The sequence below is a fragment of the Veillonella sp. T34266-5 genome, assembly GCF_002959815.1.
Classification (GTDB): Bacteria; Bacillota; Negativicutes; order Veillonellales; family Veillonellaceae; genus Veillonella; species Veillonella atypica.
In genome coordinates this window covers 125,526-150,821 of record NZ_PPCZ01000003.1, presented here as the reverse complement: position 1 = coordinate 150,821, position 25,296 = coordinate 125,526, and the positions used below count along the sequence as shown (strand labels likewise).

Sequence of the window (25,296 nt, the reverse complement as noted above, 5' to 3'; positions counted from 1 at the left end):
AATGATATTTTCATAATATGAATCTTAAAAGCGAATCATCTAGAGAGTTAGATAATGGGAGGTATTATGGTGAAAGATTCACTAGGGTTACTAGAAGTAGCTGGCTTACTGGGGGCTATCACGGCATCAGATGCAATGGTTAAAGCTGCAAATGTAAGGCTTATAGGCATAGAAAAGGCAAGAGGCCTTGGTTGGATGACCGTAAAGGTTACTGGTGATGTGGGAGCTGTTGAGGCAGCTGTTCAGACTGGTGTAGCTATTACAAAAGATATGAATCTTTATGTAGCTCATAAAGTAATTCCAAGACCTGCAGAAGGTTTGGTGGAATCCTTTAATGATGACTTTACAGATAGGTCAGACAATGTATCTGATGATACAAAAGTAGCTGAGAATTCTGTAGATAATGAATCAGTAAAAACAGACGTTATTACTTCTGTGGAAGAGAAACCTGTATTAGATGAAAAGGTTGTTGAGGTGTTAGACGAAATCGTATCTACAATTGTAGAACCGAAAAGTTCTAAGTCAACAGAGACTAAAAAAACAACACCAAAGAAAAAAACTAAAAAGAAATAAAGTAGTAAAAAATAAAGGAGATTATCATGAATAACGCATTAGGCATGGTAGAAACAAAAGGTTTAGTAGGCGCAATTGAAGCGGCTGACGCAATGGTAAAAGCAGCTAACGTTACATTAGAAGGTACCGAAAAAATTGGTTCCGGTCTTGTAACTGTTATGGTCCGCGGTGATGTAGGTGCTGTAAAAGCGGCTGTTGATGCAGGTTGTGCAGCAGCACAAAAAGTAGGCGAAGTAGTATCTACTCATGTAATTCCACGTCCTCATAGTGACGTAGAATTAATCTTACCTAAGAAAGGATAATAGTTTATGGATCGGGAAAAGATTCGTGCTATCGTACGAGAAGTGATCGAAGCCATGTTCGAATCATCCATTCCCGTAGGTGTAAGCAATAGACATGTTCATCTATGTCAGGAGGACTGGGATATATTATTTCCTAATCAGGCTATTACTAAGAAAAGTGACTTAAAACAAACTGGAGAGTTTGCATCAGAACAAACAGTTACTTTAGTGGGGCCTAAAGGGGTCATTCAAAATGTCCGCGTATTAGGTCCTCTTAGAAAACAGTCACAAGTGGAGGTTTCTTTGACCGATGCTCGTACATTAGGTATAAAGCCTCCTATTGTGCTATCTGGTCATTTAGAATCAGCCGTAGAGATTACTCTATGTACTGAAAATGGGGAAATCACAAAACCTATTTGTATCGTTGCAAAACGACATATCCATATGTCCCCTGAGGATGCAAAACGGCTTAATGTAAACGATGGCGATAGCGTTAATGTTGAGCTTCAAACGGCAGAACGCACCACTGTATTTGGTGATGTTATCGTACGGGTCGTACCTGGTTTTGTTCTAGAACTCCACATTGATACAGATGAGGCAAATGCTGCCAATGTACAAGGTACAGTGATGGCGAGAATTGTACAGTAAAGTAGGTGATATGATGAAAGGTTTGAAAAAGGCAAATAATACCTTGCAAGAGTTCTCTGATCTTGTAGAGTCTAAAAAAGTGAGCTCTCATAATCAAAAGAATTTGCGCGTAGGCATTGACCTTGGTACATCATCTATTGTCCTATCCGTAGTAAACGATAAAGGTAAACCTATATATGGTGCCTTTGAATACAATGAGTCTATTCGAGACGGCCTTGTAGTTGACTATGTGGGAGCTGTTACGATTACTCGTGCGTTAAAGGCTAAGGCAGAAGCAGCCTTAGGAACAGAACTTGTATATGCCGCAGCAGCTGTTCCACCTGGAACGATAGGCAAGAATAAAGATGTAGTAGGTCATGTTCTTGAAAGTGCCGGTTTTGAAGTAACTTGTATTCTAGACGAACCTACTGCTGCTGCTAATGTGCTAGGCATTACCGATGGCGCTGTTATCGACGTCGGTGGTGGTACTACGGGCATAAGCATTTTAAAAGCTGGCCGAGTTGTATATACCGTAGATGAGCCTACAGGAGGTACCCATATGAATCTTGTTATTAGTGGGGCCTATGGGATTTCAATCCCGGAAGCGGAGGCCTATAAGCGCAATGAAGCTAATAAACGCGATGTATATGCAACCATACGGCCTGTTGTAGAAAAAATGGCAGCTATTTCTAAGCGTGCGTTACAAGAGGGTGGCTATGAAAAGGGAACTCCCATTGTTGTTGTAGGTGGTGCTTCTAATTTTGAGGAGTTTACAAAAACTTTCAGTCAATATATAGGATTACCCGTAGATAAGCCATTATATCCAGAGTTTGTAACGCCCTTAGGAATTGCCATGGGAAGTGAGCATTAATATGGATGCATTAGTTAAACTGGTGCTAGAACGCCTAGAAAAGCGCATGACATCCACTGCTACGTTTATGGTCACAGAGTGTAATAGCTATGATGAACATATATTGTTGCGAAATCAACTCATTTCTTTTACTGGTATAGATTATGTTCATATACGAGAGTTAATATGCGATACACTGGTGCCTTGGGTAGTTTGCCTGCACCGTGCATTAGCGTATGACTGTGAGGTGACAATACGCCTAGCAGTTCCTGTAACCTCGTTGATGAATCCATCAGTCATTCTAGATTGGCCTATCAGATTTTTAGATAAATTTGGCCGTCCTATATGTGCCAGTTATCAAGCATGGATTACGGCCTCTTTTGTAAGATCTTGTGAAAGTCATTCTATTATCGTCATATATAGGGGACAACGGTTCACCATGGCTGCTCGTGATGAAATCGAGCGCTTAGGTATCACAATAATTGAAGGGAACGAGAAGTATGCAAGTCGGTAAAGTAGTGGGTAGTATCGTATCTACTCAAAAGCATGAATCTCTAAAGGGAATGAAACTGATGATGGTAGATATTCTCGATGGAGAACAAGAGTTGACGGGGCGCATAGAAATCGCCGTCGATACAGTATGTGCTGGTGAAGGTGAATATGTGCTTCTAACTCGAGGCTCATCGGCACGGCATATTTTCGAAGATGATAAAGGCACCGCAGTAGATTGTGCTATTGTGGGTATTATTGATAGTTTTGAAAAATAATTGTATAGGAAATAGCTGGTGCCAGAGTTAAACCTAGTTATTGTGTCACATCATGAATGTATCTCTGATTGTGTACACCGTAAGTTGAGATGGTCATTGCATCAGCCATGCAACCTATATGGAGGTTCATGATGGAAAATAATATACAGTTGAAAGAAATGATTCGCTCCATGGTTATAGATGTATTAGAGGGGAAAAAGCAAGAAACAGCTTCATCACAACGTATCAAACAAGCATCTAGCGGGCAAGTTGAACCAGGTGTATTTGATACAGTTGATGAAGCAATTCAAGCAGCAAAAGTAGCACAAGAACACTTTGAAGATTGCACTTTGGCAACTCGTGAGAAGGTAATAGCAGATATTCGTGCTGCTATGCGTCCACGAGTACAAGAGTTAGCTTTAAAAACTGTTGAAGAAACAGGTATGGGTCGTGTTGCGGATAAAGTACTGAAATTGAATCTTACTCTAGATAAAACACCTGGAGTAGAAGATCTTGTCACAGAGTGTGAAACTGGTGATAATGGTATGACATTGTATGAATTATCTGCTTACGGTGTTATTGGTGCTATTACCCCAAGTACTAATCCCGCAGAAACTTTAATATGTAATACAATTGGTATGCTAGCAGCAGGGAATGCAGTATTTTTTAGTGTGCATCCTGGTGCTAAGCATCTCAGTCGATTGTTAGTTAGTGAACTTAACCAAATTATTTCTAAATCGATTGGCATTGAAAACCTTATCGTTACACTTAGTGAACCATCTATTGAGTCTGCTCAAGAGATGATGGTACATCCAGATGTAAGTTTATTGGTTGTTACTGGTGGCCCTGGTGTAGTAAAACAAGCACTACAAAGTGGCAAAAAGGTGATTGGTGCAGGTGCTGGTAATCCACCAGCTTTTGTAGATGAAACCGCAGATATAAAAAAGGCAGCTCAAGATATTGTTCTCGGTGCTAGCCTTGATAATAATATTTTATGTATTGCCGAAAAGAGTGTCGTTGCAATGCGTCAAATTGAGCCACAGTTGGTTCAAGAAATGGTGAGAGTAGGCTGTGTACTCGTTGAAAATCAACAAGATATTCAACGTTTGGTAGACTTAACTGTATTACCTAATGGGACACCAAATAAAAAGTTTGTTGGTAAGAATGCTAGCGTTATACTTGATGCGGCACGTATCCCATATAATGGTGATCCACGATTGATTATTATACGTACTCCTAAAGATCATCCATTTGCAGTTATTGAAATGTTGATGCCTATTCTCCCAGTTGTGACAGTAGACAGCTTTGATGAAGGCCTCGAAGTATGCTTGATGTTAGAAGCAGGCTTACATCATACAGCAACAATGCATTCCTTAAATATGGAACGCCTTAATCGAATGGCGCGTAAAATGAAAACATCTATTTTTGTTAAAAATGGTCCATCCTATGCAGGCCTTGGATTTAGTGGTGAAGGTACGACAACCTTTACAATCGCTACACCTACTGGGGAATCGACTACATCTGCGCGATGCTTTGCACGACGTCGTAGATGTTGCTTAACGACAGGATTTAATATTCGATAGGTGGTGAGCATGTGGATAAATGGACTTTTCCAACTCAAATTTATGCAGGATCAGATTCGTTGAATCGACTTACAGAATTTAATAATGAATCCATCCTTATTATATGTGATCCATTTTTAAAAGATTCTCCAAGCCTTACTTATGTAATGGGGTTAATGGATAATAAAAATGAGGTCAGCATTTATACTGATGTTGTACCAGATCCTCCAATCTCGCATGTTGCTAAGGGGATTGAATATATGCAAGGTATTAAACCTTCTATAATTATCGCCATAGGTGGGGGCTCTTGTATTGATATGAGTAAAGGTATAGCCTATTTTGGACGTAAGTTAAAGCATATGAATATTAAATCTTTCATTGCTATTCCTACCACTAGTGGGACTGGCTCAGAGGTTACATCTTTTGCGGTTCTTACGGACAGCGAAACTAAGATAAAATATCCTCTTTTGGACGATGCAGTACTACCTGATGAAGCATTATTAACGCCATTATTTGTAAAAACATCTCCACCAGGTGTTACTGCTTATAGTGGCATGGATGTATTAGTTCATGCACTTGAAGCCTATGTGGCAACGGCAGCAAATAACTTTACCGATGCTTTAGCTCAACAGGCAATTGAACTTGTTTTTGAATACTTACCAAAATGTCATAAAACAACAGCTACAGATCAAGACCGCATGTCTATGCATGAAGCATCATGCCTTGCAGGACTTTCTTTTAATAAGGCCGGATTAGGTATTGTTCATGCTATGGCTCATCAGTTGGGAGGACAGTTTCATGTGCCTCATGGCCTTGCTAATAGCATGCTTTTACCTTATGTAATTGCCTTTAACTGTTCTCATAACCCTGAAGTAGCGAAAAAGTATGCAGATTTATCTGCTAAATTGGGCTTTGTATCGTATGAATCTTCAGAAGAAAAGAAATTAGGTGCTTTGTTAGAAGCAATTATTAAATTGCAACGCACTTTAGGATGTCCAATGACACTTACTGATTTCGGCATAGATAAGGTCACCGCTGAGGGAAAATTAAATCTAATGGCCGATAGAGCGTTAGAGGATATGTGTTATCGATTTAATCCATATCCAGCTAATCGAAATGATTTAATTAAGTTATATAGAAATGTTTTATAAAACACAATATAAGACTAGTATTAATGGATACTTAAAAAGAGGCTTTAATAGTTATTAAGGTCTCTTTTTTGTATGTGTTACGCAGTTAATGTATCTTTGCACACAAAATTTTTCACGTGGGAGTGGTATAATAAAAGATACACAACATATAGATTTAAATATATTTTATTAGGAATAGTCATGTTCCATATACCACATTGGAATATGATAAAACCTAGATTTAATCTGTGCTTGTTGTATAATATATATAATATTTAATTTTTTAGATGTGTAGTTAAAAGCCTTATTATTTAGCTTTTACTTAAACTAAATGAAGCTTGTGGTACAAGCGTACTCATGCTTCATATTTCAAGAGAGGTCTATATGCAAGAATACTTACGTATGGGGATTGATGTTGGTTCAACGACAGTAAAGGTTGTTTTGTTGGACGAACACGATAACTATTTGTATAAAAAGTATATTCGACATTATGCTAACATTTTGGATACCGTTTATACCTTGCTTAAGGAAGCCCAAGTGGGACATGAAGATGCAAAGGTTCATGTAGCAATTACGGGTTCTGGTGGCATGGCAATGGCAGAAAAGGTGCGTATACCTTTTGTACAAGAAGTAATTGCTGAAACAAAAGCGATTAAAGCATTATATCCACAAACCGATGTTATCATCGAGCTTGGTGGGGAGGATGCGAAGGTTACGTATCTAGGCCGTACTGCTGAACACCGTATGAATGGCTCTTGTGCTGGTGGTACCGGTGCATTTATCGACCAAATGGCTACATTGTTACAAACAGATGCTTCTGGCCTTAACCAATTGGCGATGAATGCGGATACTATTTATCCAATTGCCGCTCGCTGTGGCGTATTTGCGAAAACAGACGTACAGGCATTATTGAATCAAGGTGCGTCTCATGAAAATATTGCGAAATCCGTATTCCAAGCCATCGTTAACCAAACGATTGCAGGCCTTGCATGCGGTCACAAAATCGAAGGGAATGTAGCATTCCTTGGTGGTCCATTAACATTCTTATCCGAATTACGACAATGTTTCTGTGATACCTTAGAACTAGACGAAGCTCATCGCATCATCCCTGAAAATGGTGAATTGTTCATCGCTTTGGGGGCATCCCTTATGAACGATGAATGCCGAGATATTACGGTAGGTGAATTGACGAAGGAAATCGGTGCCCTTATTGGTGTGCCTATGGAGGCAACTGACCGTGTTGATCCGCTATTTAAAAATAAAGAAGAATTAGAAGAATTCCATGCGCGTCATGCTAAGGCAGTAACTCCAAAAGGTGATATTAAAGAGGCTGAAGGTCCATGCTACCTCGGAATTGATGCGGGCTCTACGACGTTGAAAGTCGTATTGATTAACAGCAAGAATGAAATCATCTTCTCTCACTATGGTCCAAATCATGGTAAACCGTTAGAAAAATCTCAAGAATTAATTGAGAAAATCTACGGTTTGTTGCCAAAAGGTGCTTATATCGCTCATTCCGGTGTAACCGGTTACGGCGAAGCCTTCTTGAAACGTGCGCTTGGCATCGATATTGGGGAAGTAGAAACAATTGCCCATTATCGCGCGGCCCAATTCTTCTGCCCTGACGTATCATTTATCTTGGATATTGGTGGTCAAGATATGAAATGTACAAAGGTACGCGATGGTTACATTGAAGACATCGTATTGAATGAAGCCTGCTCCTCTGGTTGTGGTTCCTTCATCGACACCTTTGCTACATCCTTGCGTTTGCCAATTGAGCAATTTGCTAAGGAAGGTTTGTTGGCACCTATGCCAATCGATTTGGGTTCTCGTTGTACCGTATTTATGAACTCCAAGGTAAAACAGGCGCAAAAAGAAGGGGCTACGGTACCGGATATCGCGGCTGGCCTTGCATATTCTGTTATCAAAAATGCATTGTATAAGGTGCTTAAGGTAAAAGACCCTAAGGAATTAGGTGACCACATCGTCGTGCAAGGCGGTACATTCTATAATGAAGCGGTGCTTCGTGCCTTTGAAAAATTAATGGGCGTCGAAGTCATTCGCCCTGATGTATCCGGCTTAATGGGTGCTTATGGTATGGCATTGCTCGCTTCTGAAGCAGCAGAAGAGTTACAAAATCAACATAGTACATTACTTGATAGCGAAGGTTTGAAATCCTTGCAAGTGTCTACATCCATGCGTAATTGCGGATTGTGTTCTAATAATTGTATGCTTACCATCAATGCATTCTCCGATGGCCGTACCTATGTAACGGGCAATCGATGCGACCGTGGTGCAGGTGATATGATTCAAGAGAAACATAAGCCCGTTCCAAATATGGTAGACGTAAAATTACGCCGTTATTTTGATTACTATCTCAAGAAAAACATTCCTGAGTTTGAAGGTAAATTGCGTATTGGCATACCTCGCGTCCTCAATATGTACGAAGATTTTCCATTCTGGTTTACATTCTTCAATCAATTGGGCTGTGAAGTGGTATTGTCTGATTATACGACGAAGGATCAATATAATAAGGCGATTGATACAATTCCTTCTGATACGGCATGTTATCCTGCTAAGGCCGTTCATGGACATATCCGCGACCTTTCACAAGCACAGGTCGATTTAATCTGGTATCCATGTATTCAACATGGTCCAAAGGAATTTAGCCGCGACAATAATTACCATTGCCCTATGGTTATTTCCTACCCAGAGTTGATTCGAAACAATATGCAAGATGTGATGGGAAAAACACCATTTTATGCGCCATTCTTACCATTAGCAGATAAGAAATCATTGGTGCCTGCTTTGGTGAAAGCCTTAAAAGACTTACCTTTCGGTAAAAGTGAAATCTCTAATGCTGTAGAAACTGCATGGGCAGAACAAGAAAAATGTAAGGCTGACTATCGCGAGATGACAAAGAAAACTGTATCTCGTTTGGTAGCAGAACAAGTGCCTACCATCGTATTGGCCGGTCGTCCATACCACTTAGATTCCGGTATTAATCATGGTATTCCTGAGCTCATTACGTCTCTTGGTATGGCGGTTCTTACTGAAGATGGTGTAGCGCCATTAGGTAAGGATATTAAACATCTTCGCGTTGTAGACCAATGGTCTTACCATAGTCGTCTATATCATGCAGCTGAATTTGTAAGTCGTACAGAAGGATTCCAAATTGTTGAGTTGAACTCCTTCGGTTGTGGCCTTGATTCTATTGTGGCAGATCAAGTAAAAGATATCTTATCTGCAAAGCATAAAATCCATACATTGCTCAAAATCGATGAAGGTACGAACTTAGGTGCTGTTACGATTCGCTTGCGTTCTTTGCAATCCGTAATGGAACGGAGTATGCGTAAACATCACAATCCAGAAGCTCCTGTAGAGACTGTGGTTGATGACACACCAGCCTATGATTATGAACGCGTTGTCTTTACCGAAGAAATGCGTAAGACATACAAGATTTTGGTGCCTCAAATGTCACCTCTTCATTTCCAATTATTGGAACCGGTGCTTAAGTCTGAAGGTTATGACTTTGATATGTTACCTGCTCCAACTCGTGAAGATGTAGAAATCGGTCTAAAGTATATCAATAATGATGCATGTTATCCTGCTATCATCGTTGTAGGCCAATTGATGAGCGCCTTATTGTCCGGTAAATATGATATTAATAAAACGGCTGTTATCATCTCTCAAACCGGTGGTGGTTGTCGTGCTACCAACTATATTGGCTATTTGCGTAAAGCCCTCATCGATGCAGATATGAAACAAGTTCCAATCTTGTCACTTAATGCGAGTGATATGGAACGTCAACCAGGATTTAAGTTGACTAAATCCTTCTTACATCGCATGATTCAAGCCGTAGTATACGGAGATGCGTTGATGCAATGTGTATTGGCTACGCGCCCTTATGAAATTAATCCAGGATCTGCAGATGCATTGTGCGATTATTGGGTTAAAAAATTACGGGAACGTATTACAAAAGCTAATATATTCCAATATAGTAAATATATTAAGAACATCATTGAAGATTTTGACAATTTACCAGTCGATAAATCCAAGCCGAAACCTCGTGTTGGCGTAGTAGGTGAAATCTACGTTAAATTCCATCCAAGTGCGAACAACCACATCAATGAACTTATAGAAAAAGAAGGCGGTGAGGTTGTAACCTCTGGTCTACTAGACTTCTTCTTGTACTGTGCTATGGATAGTACATATCGTGCTAAACACTTAGATGGCACCTGGCTTTCTGGATTCTTTGGTTCCTTGGCTCGAGAAGCGTTAGAATTATACCGCTTGCCATATGCAAAAGCCGTTGCGGCATCTAAGCATTTTGATCCATTGCAACGGATGACGAAGGTTGCAAAAGAAGCGGCTCATTATATTGACCTTGGTAACCAATGCGGTGAAGGTTGGTTCCTTACAGGCGATATGATTGATCTTATCGAAAAAGGTGCAAAACAAGTAGTTTGCTTGCAACCATTTGGCTGCTTACCTAACCACGTTAGTGGTAAAGGCATGGTAAAAACATTATCTGAGGCATATCCTGATGTGCGTATTGCAGCTATCGATTATGACCCAGGTTCCAGTGCGGTAAACCAAGCAAACCGATTGAAGTTGTTGTTAGCAACAATGTTTGAATGATAATGTAATCGTCAATTATATAATCACCATATATAGAAAAAAGCGTCCCTGATATATATCCCTTTTACTGGTTGTCCAGTAAAAGGAGTGCATATCACTAGGGACGCTTTCTTTATGAAATTAATTAATCTTCTTTAATCATGGTATAGAAGCATACTAATGCTAATACAGCACATACAACCATAACAATCCCCATAGGGATGCCAGTATGGCTTCCACCAATACCAACTAATGGCGATACGAACCCAGCTGAAAACATGCCTGCGAATCCTAAAATAGCAGAGGCGCTACCTGCTTGGTGTCCATATTTCGCCATTGCCATAGAGAAACCTGTTGATCCAAATACAGATACGGTACAAACTGTAAAGAATAGAATGAGACTAGTTACAATAAAGGACCAATTAAAATACATCACACAAAGGAATAGGATAGAGCCAATCGTTAATTGCAATAGACTGGTATGTAAAATGGTTTTAATTTTTACAACATTACTTACTTTGGCACTGATTACGCTAGCGAGAATAATACCGCAACTATTAATACCGAACATATAACTAAATTCTTGTGCAGATAAATTGAATATATTTTGATATACAAAGGATGAACCTGAAATATAGGCAAAGAAACTACCAAAGGCGAATAGCTGAACTAGAGTCTGGCCTAAGAAAGAACCATCTTTTAGTAGAGCACCGTAGTTTTTGAATGCTGTTGCTATACCACCGGAAATACGCTTTTCTGGTGGTAGGCTTTCAGTAAAAAAGAAAGAGCCCATAAGCAACACGGCAGAGAAAACGGCGAGGACAATAAAAATAAAGCGCCATGTAGAAAATAATAAAAGCTGACCACCTATAAGTGGTGCAATAACAGGAGCTAATCCGTTGACGAGCATGAGTAGAGACATGAGTCGCATTAATTCCTTGCCAGATGCAAAATCTCGGGAGATGGCCTTAGCAATAACAACGCCGATAGAACCTGTTAAGCCTTGTAAAAATCGTGCAACTAGTAAAATCTCAATATTGGGCGCAATAGCACAGAGTATACTGGAGATTACACAGAGGATATTGCCAATGATAAGTGGTTTTTTTCGCCCAAATGAGTCACTAAGAGGACCGCCAATTAATTGGCCAATAGCGATACCAAAAGTCATAATACCAATTGTCATCTGAATGAGGGACGCATTTGTATTAAGTTCATGAGGCATGATTGGTAATGCTGGTAGATACAAGTCAGTACCAAGTGGTGTGATAGCCGTAAGAAGCCCCAGAAATACGACAATAAATAAAGAAATTTTCTTTGTAGACTCCATAAAATCTCCTATATTAAAAAGGGAAAAATAAAAGTCTGCGAATCGCACTTCGCAGACTGCATTTAATTTTATCTATTTAACAAGGTGTATTGTAACATGATTAATAAGAAAAAGCTATAGATTTATGTATGAGTAACAGGGATATTGCTTATTAGCATTTGAAAATAAAAAGAACAGCTCACGAATGAGCTGTTCTTTTATGTTACCAATTCTTAGAAGAACATGTGGTGAATTTCATGGATGAAATGTTGACCGAAGAAGGAGATACAACCATGCATGATAATGAAGATAATGAAGTATTTGAACGCGCTGTTCATGATAACACTTGCTTCAATTTCATGTTCTAAGTTGTGAGCTTCTTCCGCATTGATTTCTTTGTGGTTTTCTAAGTATGCTTTCAAAGCAGGACCTACGGCACCAATAGAAATTGCGATGGATTGTGGGGACAACATTTTGCCGATACCAGCTGCACCGGAGTTAACAGCTGCTAACCAGAAGCCAAGATCTTCATAACCAACAGGGTTTAAGCCTTGAGCTGCTGCGATTTGAAGTGGTCCAAACAATACGTTGGAGTTGGTACCGGAACCTGTTAAGAACGCACCCAATGCACCTACGATAGGAGCGAATAGAGGATACAAGGAACCTGTACCTGCAACCATTGCTTTCGCGATGTCTGCAGTCATACCGGAGTATGTCATCAATTTAGCAGTCATAACAACTGTGATGATTGTAAGGTATGTGAACTTCAAGTTTTTAACTGTGGAACCTAATGTACCGAAGATTTCACCAGCTTTTGCTTTTTGGATGAAACCACCAACGATACCAGCGATGAAAATCATGATACCAGGTGTTGCAATCCATACGAATGTGTAAGGTTTTGCACCAGTACCTTGGTAAATAGGTACAGATGTTTTAATGGATGCAAGAGGACCATTGATTGCTGGGAACAATTTAGAAGTTAATAACAATAATACGAAGATTAAGATGAATGGCATTGCAGCCACAAGGCCTTCGCCACCAGAAACTTTAGGAACTTCGCCAGTTTGTTTAACTGCGTATTGAGGATCATTAGGAGGCATAATTTTTGCACAAGCAATGATCACTGCCATGATTACGATGGATGCAGAAATTACGGATAATTCAGGACCCATTACGGCATTGATTACGATTTCAGGAATAGCTAATGCTAAACCGGAAAGTAATGTTACAAGGAATACGCCTTTTAACGCTTTGATACCGCCACCGATAATCATAACTACGAAGAAAGGAGCGATAAGGTTAAGTAAGAATAATTGTACGGAAATGAATGTACCTAAATGGCTAGGATCAAGATTTGTTAAGGATGCCAATGTAGTTGTTGGAATACCGATGGAGCCAAATGTTGTTGGTACGGAGTTTGCAACGAGACATGCGATGATAGATTTTAGTGGGTCGAAACCTACGGCAACCATCATAGCTGCTGGGATTGCAACGGCTGTACCAAAGCCAGCCATACCTTCCATGAAAGCACCGAAGCCCCATGCAAGTAGTAATGCAAGTACACGAGTATCAGATGTTACAGAGGAAAGCATGGTTTTAATAGTTTCCATAGCTTTCGTATGTACTACCAAGTTGTAAACGAAGATAGCCGCTGTAATAACTAATAGGATAGGCCAAATTGCCAATGCGGCACCTTCAAGGGCACCAGTGACCATAATAAATGGGTCGGATTGGAATGCTGTAATAGCGATGATGAAAGAACCAATTGCAGCAACACTTGTTGCTTGCCATGCAGGTAATTTCAAGATGGATAACGCTACGATCAACCAAATGATTGGAGCTAGCGCTAATAGAACGGTGAAAGCACTCATTTCTAAATATCATCCTTTCAAGAAAAATAAAAATATATGCTTAACAGGACGATGTAGCAATAATCAATTTAATTGATAAGTAAATCGCTATTATATTAAGTTGTAAAAGTTCAGTAATAATAAAAGATTACAATAAAATAACAGATATACTTATCAGAAAAAGTGATATATCTCTTAAAATTTTTTAACCTCATAGCCTATGAGGTTAAAAAAATATAAGAGAGGGGACATAAACAGTGTTTATGTCCCCCTCTGTACTAACTACATGTCCGTGTTAGGGCCAACACTAATTAGATATTAGTAGTTACCTTTGAACATTGTAGCAGGAGCTTCTGGTACATAATCGCCGAAGTAGGATTTGAAGTCTAAACCTAATTCATTGCAAAGATCTTGAACTTCAAGCATTGTACCGTTAAGTACAGGGATGCCTTCAGCTTTAACTCTAGCAACAGATTCATGTTCTTTTTCGCCATGAGTATAGATGCGGTCTTGACCTTGAGCTTTAGGAGCTTCACGTAATTCTTGTAAGAATTGAGAGAAGTGTTTTTTGATTTCAGCTGGGTCACCGAAGAATTCAGGGTTGATAGCCATGAAGCCGTGGCAAATATTGGATTTGCCACCAACCATACATTTATTGGAAGTACCACCTTGGGAAAGGATGGAGGAGAACAATTCAGCAATCATGCCGTTACCATAACCTTTGTGGCCGCCAAGAACTTCTGTAGCACCACCTAAAGGAAGGATACCGCCGCCTTCATGACGGGAAATGTTGCCCAATACTTCAGCTGCGTCAGTGGAAGGAACGCCGTCTTTGTTAACAGCCCAGCCATCTGGAGTAGCTTTGCCCATTTTGTTGTACATTTCAAGTTTACCACGAGTTACTACTGTAGTGGAGCAATCGAAGAAGAAGTCAACAGGATCAGCTGGTACAGTCCAAGCGATAGGGTTGGAACCAAGCATAGCTTTACGAGCATATACAGGAACCATGATTGCTTCGGAGTTTGTACAAGAGAAACCGATTAAGCCTTGGTCGGATGCCATTTTAGCATAGTAACCAGCGATACCATAGTGGTTGGAGTTACGTACGGATACGATACCAACACCGGATTTTTTAGCTTTTTCGATAGCCATTTCCATAGCTTTGTGGCCCAATAATTGGCCCATGCCGTCATGACCGTCGATAACTGCGGAGATTGGAGTTTCTTTTACGATTTCAGGTTTTGCATCGATTTTAATCAAGCCGTTGGAGATACCTTTGTGGTAACGTACCATACGTTGCATACCATGGCTTTGAATACCGAATAAGTCGGAAGTCAAAAGTACGTCTTGAATGATGTCAGCTTCTTTTTCGGAAAAACCGAATTTTTGGAAAGCGTCCATGCAAAGTTTGTGAAGTGTTTCATAAGGGAAAAGTACAGTGTTTTTAGCTTCTGCCATTGTTAAAACCTCTTTTCAGAAAATATGACCTGATATAGTTGACTCCACTCCGTTATATCAATGAATGTGATATGATGTCCGGTGAGTTCTATATCCTCTCAAATGACAATGTCAGTATAGCACACAAAGTTGAGTTATTGAATAGTTTTACATAACTTAATGCATTACATAATTTGCATAACTTACGTGAAATTTATCACACAGGTTAATAAAAATCACTGAAATAATCGATAATACCTTGAAATTATAAATTATGACTTTTAGTAATAGATACATTCCTGAACGTAAAAAATGGTACTTTTATGCGTTGCTTATCTGTTTGTATTGTAGGGGAGAAACTATAAATAAATACTGAAAAGTATCGATATTTATTGTGTATCTACATGGTACACATTAATAAAAGTTATAACGCCACACACTTATTTTGATAAGTGATTTTGCTATATGCATTGATATACAATGTATTCATTGATACGAAGTTTGAAAAATATCGATATTCGTTAATTTTATTACAGATATAGTGGTGTATGTATGATACTATAATTATACATATAAAATTACTGATATAAATATGATGATAAGCGAGGTGCTTATATGAAAGAATATAAGAGCGTATGTCCTTATGATTGCCCAGATGCTTGTGGGCTTATACTTACAGTTGATGACAATAAAGTAATAAAAGTCCGTGGTAATAGAGAGCACGCTTTCACACGAGGTACATTATGCCCTAAGATGGCTCATTATGAGCGTGTTATTCATTCGCCTAAACGTTTGACGACACCATTACAACGAATTGGTAAAAAAGGTATTGGTCCAGATCAATTTACACCTATTTCGTGGGACGAGGCCTTAGACAGAATTGTAGAAAACTTCAAACATACTATTAATACCTATGGTAGTGAAAGTATTCTTCGCTATTCCTATGCGGGGACCATGGGGGCTGTAAATAGTCCTGCAGCGGATTATTTCTTCCGTTGTATTGGCGCTACTAGTCAAGACAGAGGGATTTGTTCTCCTGCGAAACAAGCAGCATTTAAGTCTGTTTATGGAGACACAGTAGCTATCAAACCACAAGAAGCACAACATAGTGATTTGATTATATTATGGAGCCTTAATGCGACGGCTACAGATATACATATATTACACGATGTGAATGTGGCAAAACGAAACGGCGCTTTTGTATGGATTATAGATACCCATAAAACATATACTTATGATCAAGGCACACATCATGTGTATGTAAAACCCGGTTCTGATGGTGCATTAGCACTTGGTATGATGCATATCATACATCGGGATGGTCTTGAGGATACTACATTTATTCAAGCATATGTGCAAGGTTATGATGAGCTAGTACGAGATGTATTGCCTAAATTTACTCCAGAATATGTTTCCTCTATATGTGGTGTACCGGTTGAAATCATAGAAGAACTAGCTCATGCCTATGCAAAAGCAAAGGCTCCATTTATCCGTCTTGGTAGTGGTGTATCCCGCTATGGTAATGGAGCAATGAGTTGCCGGTGTATCAATGCCCTCCCGGCTGTGGTAGGTGCATGGCAACATTTAGGTGGTGGCTTATTATCTAGTTCTAGTAGTAGCCAATATTTTAATAAATCATTTATGCAACAACCTAATACACTAACGCCGTCTAAACGGATGATGCCGATGATATTATTAGGGGATTTGTTGACAAATCCTAAAGCGCTTCTAGAGCATGGATTAGAGGATACTAGTGGTGGGGTGCCCGTTCACAGTCTATATATCTTTTCATCAAATCCAGCTATAACAGCACCAAATCAAAATCTCGTTAGACAAGGTCTTATGAGAGATGATTTATTTACAGTTGTGCATGAACGCTTCTTTACAGATACATGTGCATATGCAGATATTATCTTACCAGCCACGAGCTCTGCTGAATCCAATGATATTTTTAACTCTTACGGACACTATACAATTGCGGCTAGTTACCAAGCTATTCCTCCGGTTGGTGAATCGAAATCTAATTGGCAAGTTATTTCGGAACTTGCTCAGCGTATGGGCTTAGATGATCCTTTCTTTGCCATGACAGAACGAGAACTAATTGAGCATATGGTTCGCAATTCATCTAAACTTTCACAAGACGAACAAGATGCCATTTTACGTGGTGACTTGGTTGAAGTAGCATTGCCAGACAATTATAAGATGGATTTTAAAACGCCGTCAGGCAAGATCGAAATCTTAAATCCTCGAGAATCTATTCCGTTGATTACCTATACAGAACCTTATGGTGATGATGAACCATTCTGGTTGATTATCGGTAATGATATACGTATATTAGATTCTAGTTTTTGTGAACTGGAATTTGATGATTCTGAATTGATGAAGCTACGAATGCATCCAGATGATGCTGCATTATATAACATTAATAATAGTGATGCTGTGGAAATTTATAATAATCGAGGGGCTGTTCGTATTAAAGTATATCTAGATGATACGGTACAACGAGGTACACTTGTGACCCTTGGTGTATGGTGGCAATCTCAGTCCAGTGACGCTAAGGTAGGAATCAATGCTGTAACTGCATCTAGACCGACTGATGAAGCGTGGGGGAGTACATTCTATGACGTACAAGTTAATATTCGTAAGGTGTAATGAAAGTTCGATATAATTCGATTTTACTGTTGAACCGGAGTGCCATATCATATATAATGTTATCTAATATGATAGTGTAGTACGAAGGGAGATAACCTTATGGATGGAAAAGAAAATCTATCACTGCGCGCCTATTTAGCCATAGGCATGATGTTATTCGCCCTATTCTTTGGTGCGGGAAATCTTATTTTCCCGGCCGCATTAGGTCAACACGCAGGGTCTAATGTAGGATGGGCATTAGCTGGTTTTGTATTAACTGGCGTAGGATTACCGTTACTTGGCGTTATGGCCATGGGCTATTCCGGATGTAAAGACGTTGAGGAACTAGCAGGTCGTGCGCATCCTATATATGGTCTTATTTATACAGTGGCCTTATATTTAAGTATTGGTCCTATGTTTGCGACACCAAGAACGGGTACCGTTGCGTATGAAATTGCGATCAAGCCATTTTTACAAGGCATGACTTTGGATATGCAACCACTGTTCCTTGCTATATTCTTTGGCGTTTCTTTGTGGCTATCGATTAGTCCTCAAAAGCTTGTTAATCGTATTGGCAATATTTTGACACCTGCATTATTACTTGTAATTTTGCTATTGATTATCAAATCTTTTGTTACACCGATTGGGGCATACGCGGTGCCTCAACCAGCTTACGCGACTAATGGTACAGCCGTATTGCAAGGCTTCCTCGATGGCTATAATACAATGGATGCTTTAGCTTCTGTGGTATTCGCTATTCTTGTAATTGATTTTGTACGCCTTACAGGTGCCACATCTCGCGATGTTATTACGAAAACTGTGATGGAGGTTGGTGCTATTGCGGTAGCATTACTCGGCATTGTGTATATATTCATTGCGAACATCGGCGCTACAAGCGTAGAGCGATTTGGCTTGTTTGATACAGGTGCACCGGTGTTAACAGCTAGTGCGGACTTCCTCTTTGGGGAAACTGGTCAAATTATTTTGGCTATCATCGTTCTATTAGCTTGCTTGAGTACAAGTATTGGTCTTATTACTTCTTGTAGTACATATTTCCACAAACTATATAGCAAAATTAGCTATAAAATGTATGTTGTCATATTCTCTGTGGCTGCATTTGCACTTGGGCTGTTCGGATTGAAAACAATCATTAGTGCAGCTATTCCAGTGTTGATGTTATTGTACCCGTTGACGATTGTTATTATCTTGTTAGCCTTAAGTGATACTATTTTTGGCGGTCGTCGTTGCGTATATGGTTGGACTATTGGATTGACCATGATTTCTGCCTTAATGAGCGGTCTTGAAACTGCTGGTTGGGCACCTGATGCCATCGAAGGTTTGTTTACCCAATATATTCCGTTCCAAGGTATTGGTATGGGCTGGGTAAGTTTTGCAATCCTTGGCTTTATCATAGGTCTTATTCATAAGGGCTTGGTTTCAGATACAACTAAATAAATGTAGAATGTTACTCGCATTCTCCTTTTATACTCTATTGGCTCAGTCCTTCTTAGAAGGATTACAGTAAAAGAAAAGGGGGGATGCGAGTGTTTTGTTTATAGTGATAAAAATCTTTTTTCAAATAGTATTTCCTAGTATAATGTTTAATAAGAAATGAAAGATCGTTTTTAGTAAGCCGAGGTAGTTATGAACGAAATCGTAAAAGGTGGTTTGTATCGTCATTTTAAAGGTATGTATTATTACGTGTTAGATGTGGCTACACATTCTGAAACGGGTGAAAAATTGGTGGTATATCAAAAATTATATGATGACCGCGATTTGTATGTACGTCCCTTAGACATGTTTTGTAGCGATGTAGATCGAGATAAATATCCTGATGTGAAACAACAAAAACGCTTTCAATTAATGAGTGGACGAGATGAATAGTGCTTACCGGGTAGAGTTTATAGTTTGTATATGAACTCGTATATAGCGATAGATAGGAGGACTTGTGGAACAAAAATTTTTCTTTTTTGATATCGATAACACATTGGCTGTATGGCCTGAAGGAAAAATTCCAAATAGTGCTCAGTATTGTATAGATGAATTGCAACGGCGTGGCCATTTAGTATCGATTGCAACAGGTAGAATACAAGTCGATGCTATGCGTTTTGCCGAGCAAGCTAGAATTACGAATGTAGTTGCTGATGGAGGTCATAGTATCACCATTGATGGAAATTTGGTATCCATGATTGGCATGAATCGAGATATGTGTATTCAATATTTAGAATATCTTGAGTCAAAGCATATTCCATGGGCTGTAACAGACCGCAATAAATTGGGGCGCATTACTCCTTATAAAGAAATATTGGAATGGCATCCTGATTGGGATGTGTTTAAAACTGTAGTAGATCCAGAGTTTGACTTTCACAGTGTAGAAGATTTTTATAAAATCTATGTATTCTTTAAGGATGGCGAAGAAGAGGAAAAGGATATCGAGCATATGACGCACAAACTTATCCGCTATGGCGAAGGTTGTGTCTTGTATGAACCGATGGAAAAAGCACTGGGTGTTCGTAATATGATTGAGCATTTCCATATGAAACCAAATCAAGTTGTCGTTTTTGGTGATGGCTATAATGATTTGTCTATGTTTAGACCGGAGTGGTTAAACATTGCCATGGGAAATGCTCGTCCGGAGCTTAAATTAGAGGCTGATTACGTTACAACTGACTGTGATAAGGATGGTATTTACAATGCATGTAAGCATTTCGGATGGATTGATTAATCGTTGGCATAAGACCATTTAGATTATAAATTTTTATAGAATTTTAAAGAAATTCATAGTGAAAACATGATATACTAATAAGGAGCCGCTCATGGGTTGAGCGGTTTTTCTATGTATATATAATTTGGGGAAATTCTATATTTTGTGAGGGATTATCATGAATGTTAAAAGAATATTAGGTTGTGCTCTATTGGGGGGCATGATGGTAGTAACCGCAGCATGTGGCAATAATAGTGCAGATAAAACGATTACACCTGTTGCACAAGCTGAAACGGTTAATAAGATGCCTAATTTTACAAATGCTCCAATTGCAGATGAATATGCTGTTTTTGATACAAATTATGGACAAATTAAAATTCGTTTATATGGCTCTAAAGCGCCTATTACCGTTAAAAACTTTGACTACCTTGTAAAAAAAGGATTTTATAATGGCGTTACGTTCCATCGTGTTATCGATGGATTTATGATTCAAGGTGGCGACCCAACAGGCACAGGTGCAGGTGGCCCTGGTTATGAGATTCCAGATGAATTTTCTAATGACCTTCATTTTAATAAAATGGGGATTCTTGCCATGGCAAATCGTGGGCCGAATACAGGTGGTTCTCAGTTCTTTATTACCTTGGGACCTACGCCTCATCTCGATAATAAACACACCATTTTTGGTATAGTTGTACAAGGTATGGATGTGGTTGAAAAAATTGGTAAGGTGAAAACAGATAAAAATGATAAGCCTGTTGATCCGGTGACTATTAATTCGATTACCATTGAACCAATTAAGGATGACGCTAGTAAATAAGATGGATCAGGAACAATTTTTTACGTATATTGTGCGATGTGCTGATGAAAGCTTGTATTGTGGTTGGACAACGGATTTAAAAAAACGGTTGGATGCTCATAATGGCGTTATAAAAGGTGGGGCTAAGTATACGAAGTGTCGTAGACCAGTGTATTTGGTTTATCATGAAAGCTTTCAAAGTAAACAAGAAGCACAGTCGCGAGAATATGCTATTAAACATCTCAATAGGGCGCAAAAATTACAGCTCATAGCGTCGTGTGAGGATAGAGAAAAAGAACGTATAAATCTATTGAAATAGAGTGTACAAAACATTCAAAACGACCCTTGTTTGTGCTATAATATATTGATATGTTATGACCATGGAGGAGAAAAACATGAAGCGGGTTCTAGTATCCGTAAAAAGTGTACAACGAGACATAGATGGGCAGGATACCGTGGTGGAATTAATTTCTCCAGGTACTTCACATGAAAAGAACGGAGTCCAATATATTCGCTATGAAGAATCGAGCGTAACAGGTCTTGAAGGGGTTAAGACGACCATCAAGATTTACGAAGATTCCATTGTTCTTTTGCGTACTGGTGCTGTGAATATGCGACATCAATACATTCGCGGTGAGGAACGCCAGTCCACATATGAAACGCCATTAGGCGATCTTCACATGGCCGTAAAAACACATGAATTAACAGTAGACTTTCACAATGGAACAGGTCGTGTTCATCTCGGATATGATATTTCCATAGAAGGTGAGTGGCAATTTTATAATCAGTTAGATATAGACGTGCGGGAGGATACAGAGCATGGACATGAAGGAAATCCTGAAATCGGGGATTGAACAGGCATTACAAGAAACGATTAATAGTGGTGGTTTGCCAGCTGGGGAATATCCAGAAATCGTTCTAGAAGTGCCACCTCAAAAGGAATTCGGCGATTTTTCTACGAACATTGCTATGCAATCCGCTCGTGTGGCTCGTCAAAACCCTCGTGCTATTGCAGAGACATTAATTAGTCATATGGATTTTGATTGGCTTGAACGTGCTGAAGTAGCTGGTGCAGGTTTTATCAACTTCTTCTTAAAATCCGATATGGTGTATGATACCTTGAAAGCTATCTTGAATGCTGGTGATCAATACGGTGTGCAACCATTGCGTGCACGCGATACGATTCAAGTAGAGTACGTAAGTGCGAACCCAACAGGGCCGTTACATGTCGGTCATGGTCGTGGTGCTGCGTATGGAAGTGCACTTGTAAACTTGTTACGTGCAGCAGGTTACAATGTACAATCCGAGTACTACATCAATGATGCAGGTAACCAAATCGATAATATGGCTATCTCCATTGAGTACCGTTTCCAAGAGTTGCAAGGTGCTACATTAGTGTTCCCACCTAAGCGCAACGAAGATGGTTCCATGCCTGAATTCGATATTCCAGAGGGGGCTCTCGTGTTCCCTGAAAATGGCTACCGTGGTCCTGATATTATCGAGACTGCAAAAGCTATTGCAGAACGCGAAGGCTTCGATACATTAAATGCTATGAACGAAGCTGATCGTGTAGCATTGTTTAAAGAAGAGGGCTTAAAAGAAAAATTAGCTCGCTTAAAGGAAACATTAAGCAATTTCCGTGTTACTTTCGATAATTGGTTCTCTGAACGTACGGTTCATGAAACTGATGAAATTCATCACTCCGTAGAGGCTTTGAAAGCTCTTGGCAAGGTGTATGAAAAGAATGGCGCTTTGTGGTTGAAATCCACTGATTATGGCGATGATAAAGACCGCGTAGTCATCCGTGACAATGGTGTGCCTACGTATTTGGCAGCAGATATTGCATACCATCGCAATAAATATGATCGTGGCTTTAAAGAAATGATCGATATTTGGGGCGCTGACCATCATGGTTATGTGTGTCGTGTAAAAGCGGCTATGGCAGCCTTTGGTTATGACCCAGATAAACTAACAGTATTGTTGTTACAAATGGTAGCGTTATTCCGCGATGGACAACTCGTTAAATTATCTAAACGTAGTGGCGATAGCGTTACATTAGATGAATTGATTGAAGAGGTTGGCGTAGATGCATCTCGTTACTTCTTCTTGATGCGTTCTCTAGATAGTCAACTTGATTTCGATATTAACTTGGCAAAATCCCGTAGCAATGATAATCCTGTGTATTATATCCAATATGCTCATGCTCGTATTCACAGTATTTATAATCAAGTGCGTGAAGCAGGCATTGCATTTGGTGATTATAGTGAGACTGATTTCACAACGCTTACAAGTGAAATGGAATTAGAATTAATTAAGAAATTAGCTGAATATCCAGAAGAGGTTGTTCAATCTGCCGAACATCGTGCACCTCATCGTATTGCTCGTTACTTATACGATTTGGCAAGTATGTTCCACTCCTTCTATCGTCAAGGTCGTATCATTGGCGTAGATCCATCATTGCAACAAGCTCGTCTTGGGTTAATCACAGCGATTGCTCTTGTACTTCGTCAAGGCTTGGGTATTTTAGGTATTTCCGCTCCGGAAAAAATGTAGTAGGTGGGAGGCATCATGGCAACTAAGTATATTTTCGTAACAGGCGGCGTAGTTTCTTCCTTGGGAAAAGGGATTACAGCTGCATCTTTGGGCCGATTATTGAAAAACCGCGGTTTTAATGTAACTATTCAAAAATTTGACCCATATATCAATATCGATCCTGGTACAATGAGTCCTTACCAACATGGCGAAGTATTTGTAACCGATGATGGTGCTGAAACAGACTTGGACTTGGGTCACTATGAACGCTTTATCGATATTAATCTTAGCAAGCGTTCCAATATTACTGCTGGTAAAGTATATTGGTCCGTTATCAATAAAGAACGTAAGGGTGACTATTTAGGTAGCACTGTACAAGTTATTCCTCACGTTACAAATGAAATTAAACAAAATGTATACCGCGTAGGTAAAGAAGATAATGCTGATGTAGTTATCACTGAAATCGGTGGTACTGTCGGCGATATTGAAAGCTTGCCATTTATGGAAGCAATTCGCCAAGTCAAAAAAGATGTAGGTCGTAACGATGTATTGTATATTCACGTTACATTAGTACCATATATCAACGCAGCAGGTGAATTAAAAACAAAACCTACCCAACATAGCGTAAAAGAATTGCGCGGTATTGGTATTCAACCAGATATTTTGGTATGCCGCAGTGAAAAACATATTTCCGACGAAATGAAGGAAAAGTTGGCATTGTTCTGCGATGTAGAACCAGCAGCCGTAATTGAAAACCAAACGTGTGATTCCATCTATGAAGTACCATTGATGATGCAAGATCAAGGGCTTGATGATATTGTCATTAAGAAATTGGGCCTTGAAGAACGTCCTTGCGATATGACTGCATGGAAAGAAATGGTTCATAAAATTTTGAATCCTAGCAAAGATATTACAGTAGCTATCGTAGGTAAATATGTAGCTTTGCACGATGCGTATCTTTCTGTAGCAGAAGCATTGAGCCATGCTGGTATCGAGACTGATACTAAGGTGAACATTCGTTGGATTGATTCCGAAGAACTTGACGATATTTCTGTAGATCCTAAAGAAGTATTTGAGGGCATTGATGGTATCGTTGTTCCTGGTGGCTTTGGTTCCCGTGGCGTAGAAGGAAAAATCCGTACTATCAATTATGCTCGTGAAAACAAAGTTCCATTCCTCGGTTTATGCCTTGGCATGCAATCTGCTGTAATGGAATTTGCTCGTAATGTATGTGCCATGGAAGGTGCTACATCTAGCGAATTTGATGAAGATGCAAAATATAAAGTTATCGACTTGATGAGTGATCAAGTGGATGTAGATAAAAAAGGTGGCACAATGCGCCTTGGCATCTATCCATGTAAATTAGAAGCCGGTACAAAAGCGCGCGAAGTATATGGCGAAGACCTTGTATACGAACGTCATCGTCATCGTTATGAATTCAACAATGAATATCGTCAACAATTGAGTGATGCCGGCCTTGTTATTTCTGGTACATCTCCAGATGGTCGTCTTGTTGAAAGCATCGAAGTTAAGGGTCATCCATTCTTCGTAGGTACACAAGCGCATCCAGAATTAAAATCTCGACCTAATAATGCACATCCATTATTCCGTGGATTTGTAGATGCGATTTTGGAACTTAAAAAATAGAGAA

At 39.4% G+C, this 25,296-nt stretch carries 21 protein-coding genes; 18 read left to right on the top strand and 3 right to left on the bottom strand.

Annotation, left to right across the window (positions count from 1 at the left end; translation table 11 throughout):
- Nucleotides 1–66 precede the first annotated feature (66 nt).
- From VIHSUH07_RS09780 to VIHSUH07_RS01580, 9 genes are all read left to right on the top strand, one after another.
- Nucleotides 67–573 (top strand): BMC domain-containing protein, encoded by a 507-nt coding sequence (locus tag VIHSUH07_RS09780; protein ID WP_105083636.1) that lies wholly within the window; start codon nt 67–69, stop codon nt 571–573.
- A gap of 26 nt (nt 574–599) precedes the next feature.
- Complete coding sequence (gene pduA, locus VIHSUH07_RS01615; protein WP_005385294.1) at nt 600–875, top strand: propanediol utilization microcompartment protein PduA; 276 nt, start codon at nt 600–602, stop codon at nt 873–875.
- A 6-nt stretch (nt 876–881) separates the two neighbouring features.
- Nucleotides 882–1,502, top strand: coding sequence for a phosphate propanoyltransferase (gene pduL, locus VIHSUH07_RS01610; protein ID WP_105083635.1), 621 nt, complete (start codon nt 882–884; stop codon nt 1,500–1,502).
- A gap of 10 nt (nt 1,503–1,512) precedes the next feature.
- Nucleotides 1,513–2,352, top strand: coding sequence for an ethanolamine utilization protein EutJ (eutJ, locus tag VIHSUH07_RS01605; protein ID WP_105083634.1), 840 nt, complete (start codon nt 1,513–1,515; stop codon nt 2,350–2,352).
- A 1-nt stretch (nt 2,353) separates the two neighbouring features.
- On the top strand, nt 2,354–2,845 hold the full coding sequence (gene pduM, locus VIHSUH07_RS01600) for a PduM family microcompartment protein (RefSeq protein WP_105083633.1): 492 nt from the start codon (nt 2,354–2,356) through the stop codon (nt 2,843–2,845).
- Nucleotides 2,832–3,098, top strand: a complete 267-nt coding sequence (locus VIHSUH07_RS01595; protein ID WP_024066335.1) for a EutN/CcmL family microcompartment protein — start codon at nt 2,832–2,834, stop codon at nt 3,096–3,098. Before pduM ends, VIHSUH07_RS01595 begins: the two co-directional genes overlap by 14 nt.
- A gap of 128 nt (nt 3,099–3,226) precedes the next feature.
- Nucleotides 3,227–4,660 carry an aldehyde dehydrogenase family protein gene (locus VIHSUH07_RS01590; protein WP_233187788.1) on the top strand — a complete coding sequence of 478 codons (1,434 nt, stop codon included), beginning with the start codon at nt 3,227–3,229 and terminating at the stop codon, nt 4,658–4,660.
- Between the two features lie 11 nt (nt 4,661–4,671).
- Nucleotides 4,672–5,790, top strand: coding sequence for a 1-propanol dehydrogenase PduQ (locus VIHSUH07_RS01585; RefSeq protein WP_105083631.1), 1,119 nt, complete (start codon nt 4,672–4,674; stop codon nt 5,788–5,790).
- Nucleotides 5,791–6,153: 363 nt separating this feature from the next.
- On the top strand, nt 6,154–10,410 hold the full coding sequence (locus tag VIHSUH07_RS01580; RefSeq protein WP_105083630.1) for a 2-hydroxyacyl-CoA dehydratase: 4,257 nt from the start codon (nt 6,154–6,156) through the stop codon (nt 10,408–10,410).
- Nucleotides 10,411–10,534: 124 nt separating this feature from the next.
- Here the strand turns inward: VIHSUH07_RS01580 and VIHSUH07_RS01575 are convergent, their stop codons facing one another.
- From VIHSUH07_RS01575 to VIHSUH07_RS01565, 3 genes are all read right to left on the bottom strand, one after another.
- Nucleotides 10,535–11,716: a multidrug effflux MFS transporter gene (locus VIHSUH07_RS01575; protein ID WP_105083629.1), complete on the bottom strand. Its 1,182-nt coding sequence runs from the start codon at nt 11,714–11,716 to the stop codon at nt 10,535–10,537.
- 212 nt (nt 11,717–11,928) lie between these two features.
- Nucleotides 11,929–13,566 carry an L-lactate permease gene (locus VIHSUH07_RS01570; RefSeq protein ID WP_105083628.1) on the bottom strand — a complete coding sequence of 546 codons (1,638 nt, stop codon included), beginning with the start codon at nt 13,564–13,566 and terminating at the stop codon, nt 11,929–11,931.
- A gap of 297 nt (nt 13,567–13,863) precedes the next feature.
- Nucleotides 13,864–15,003 (bottom strand): Ldh family oxidoreductase, encoded by a 1,140-nt coding sequence (locus tag VIHSUH07_RS01565; protein WP_105083627.1) that lies wholly within the window; start codon nt 15,001–15,003, stop codon nt 13,864–13,866.
- Nucleotides 15,004–15,597: 594 nt separating this feature from the next.
- On the opposite strand from VIHSUH07_RS01565, the gene VIHSUH07_RS01560 reads away from it, so the two are divergent.
- The 9 genes from VIHSUH07_RS01560 (at nt 15,598) to VIHSUH07_RS01520 (ending at nt 25,292) form a co-directional block, all read left to right on the top strand.
- On the top strand, nt 15,598–17,634 hold the full coding sequence (locus VIHSUH07_RS01560; RefSeq protein ID WP_105083626.1) for a molybdopterin-dependent oxidoreductase: 2,037 nt from the start codon (nt 15,598–15,600) through the stop codon (nt 17,632–17,634).
- A gap of 99 nt (nt 17,635–17,733) precedes the next feature.
- Nucleotides 17,734–19,068: a branched-chain amino acid transport system II carrier protein gene (gene brnQ, locus VIHSUH07_RS01555; RefSeq protein WP_105083625.1), complete on the top strand. Its 1,335-nt coding sequence runs from the start codon at nt 17,734–17,736 to the stop codon at nt 19,066–19,068.
- Between the two features lie 189 nt (nt 19,069–19,257).
- Nucleotides 19,258–19,497, top strand: coding sequence for a DUF1653 domain-containing protein (locus VIHSUH07_RS01550; protein WP_005375614.1), 240 nt, complete (start codon nt 19,258–19,260; stop codon nt 19,495–19,497).
- A gap of 64 nt (nt 19,498–19,561) precedes the next feature.
- Nucleotides 19,562–20,338, top strand: coding sequence for an HAD-IIB family hydrolase (locus VIHSUH07_RS01545; RefSeq protein ID WP_105083624.1), 777 nt, complete (start codon nt 19,562–19,564; stop codon nt 20,336–20,338).
- Nucleotides 20,339–20,495: 157 nt separating this feature from the next.
- Complete coding sequence (locus VIHSUH07_RS01540; protein ID WP_005384039.1) at nt 20,496–21,134, top strand: peptidylprolyl isomerase; 639 nt, start codon at nt 20,496–20,498, stop codon at nt 21,132–21,134.
- A 1-nt stretch (nt 21,135) separates the two neighbouring features.
- Nucleotides 21,136–21,432, top strand: coding sequence for a GIY-YIG nuclease family protein (locus tag VIHSUH07_RS01535; protein WP_233187787.1), 297 nt, complete (start codon nt 21,136–21,138; stop codon nt 21,430–21,432).
- Between the two features lie 76 nt (nt 21,433–21,508).
- The gene (locus tag VIHSUH07_RS01530) at nt 21,509–21,967 is read left to right on the top strand and encodes a DUF1934 domain-containing protein (RefSeq protein ID WP_005375605.1); all 459 of its coding nucleotides are present in this window, start codon (nt 21,509–21,511) and stop codon (nt 21,965–21,967) included.
- On the top strand, nt 21,933–23,666 hold the full coding sequence (gene argS, locus VIHSUH07_RS01525; RefSeq protein ID WP_105083622.1) for an arginine--tRNA ligase: 1,734 nt from the start codon (nt 21,933–21,935) through the stop codon (nt 23,664–23,666). The genes VIHSUH07_RS01530 and argS overlap by 35 nt, the downstream gene beginning before the upstream one ends.
- Before the next feature lie 15 nt (nt 23,667–23,681).
- Complete coding sequence (locus VIHSUH07_RS01520) at nt 23,682–25,292, top strand: CTP synthase (protein ID WP_009661514.1); 1,611 nt, start codon at nt 23,682–23,684, stop codon at nt 25,290–25,292.
- Nucleotides 25,293–25,296 lie beyond the last annotated feature (4 nt).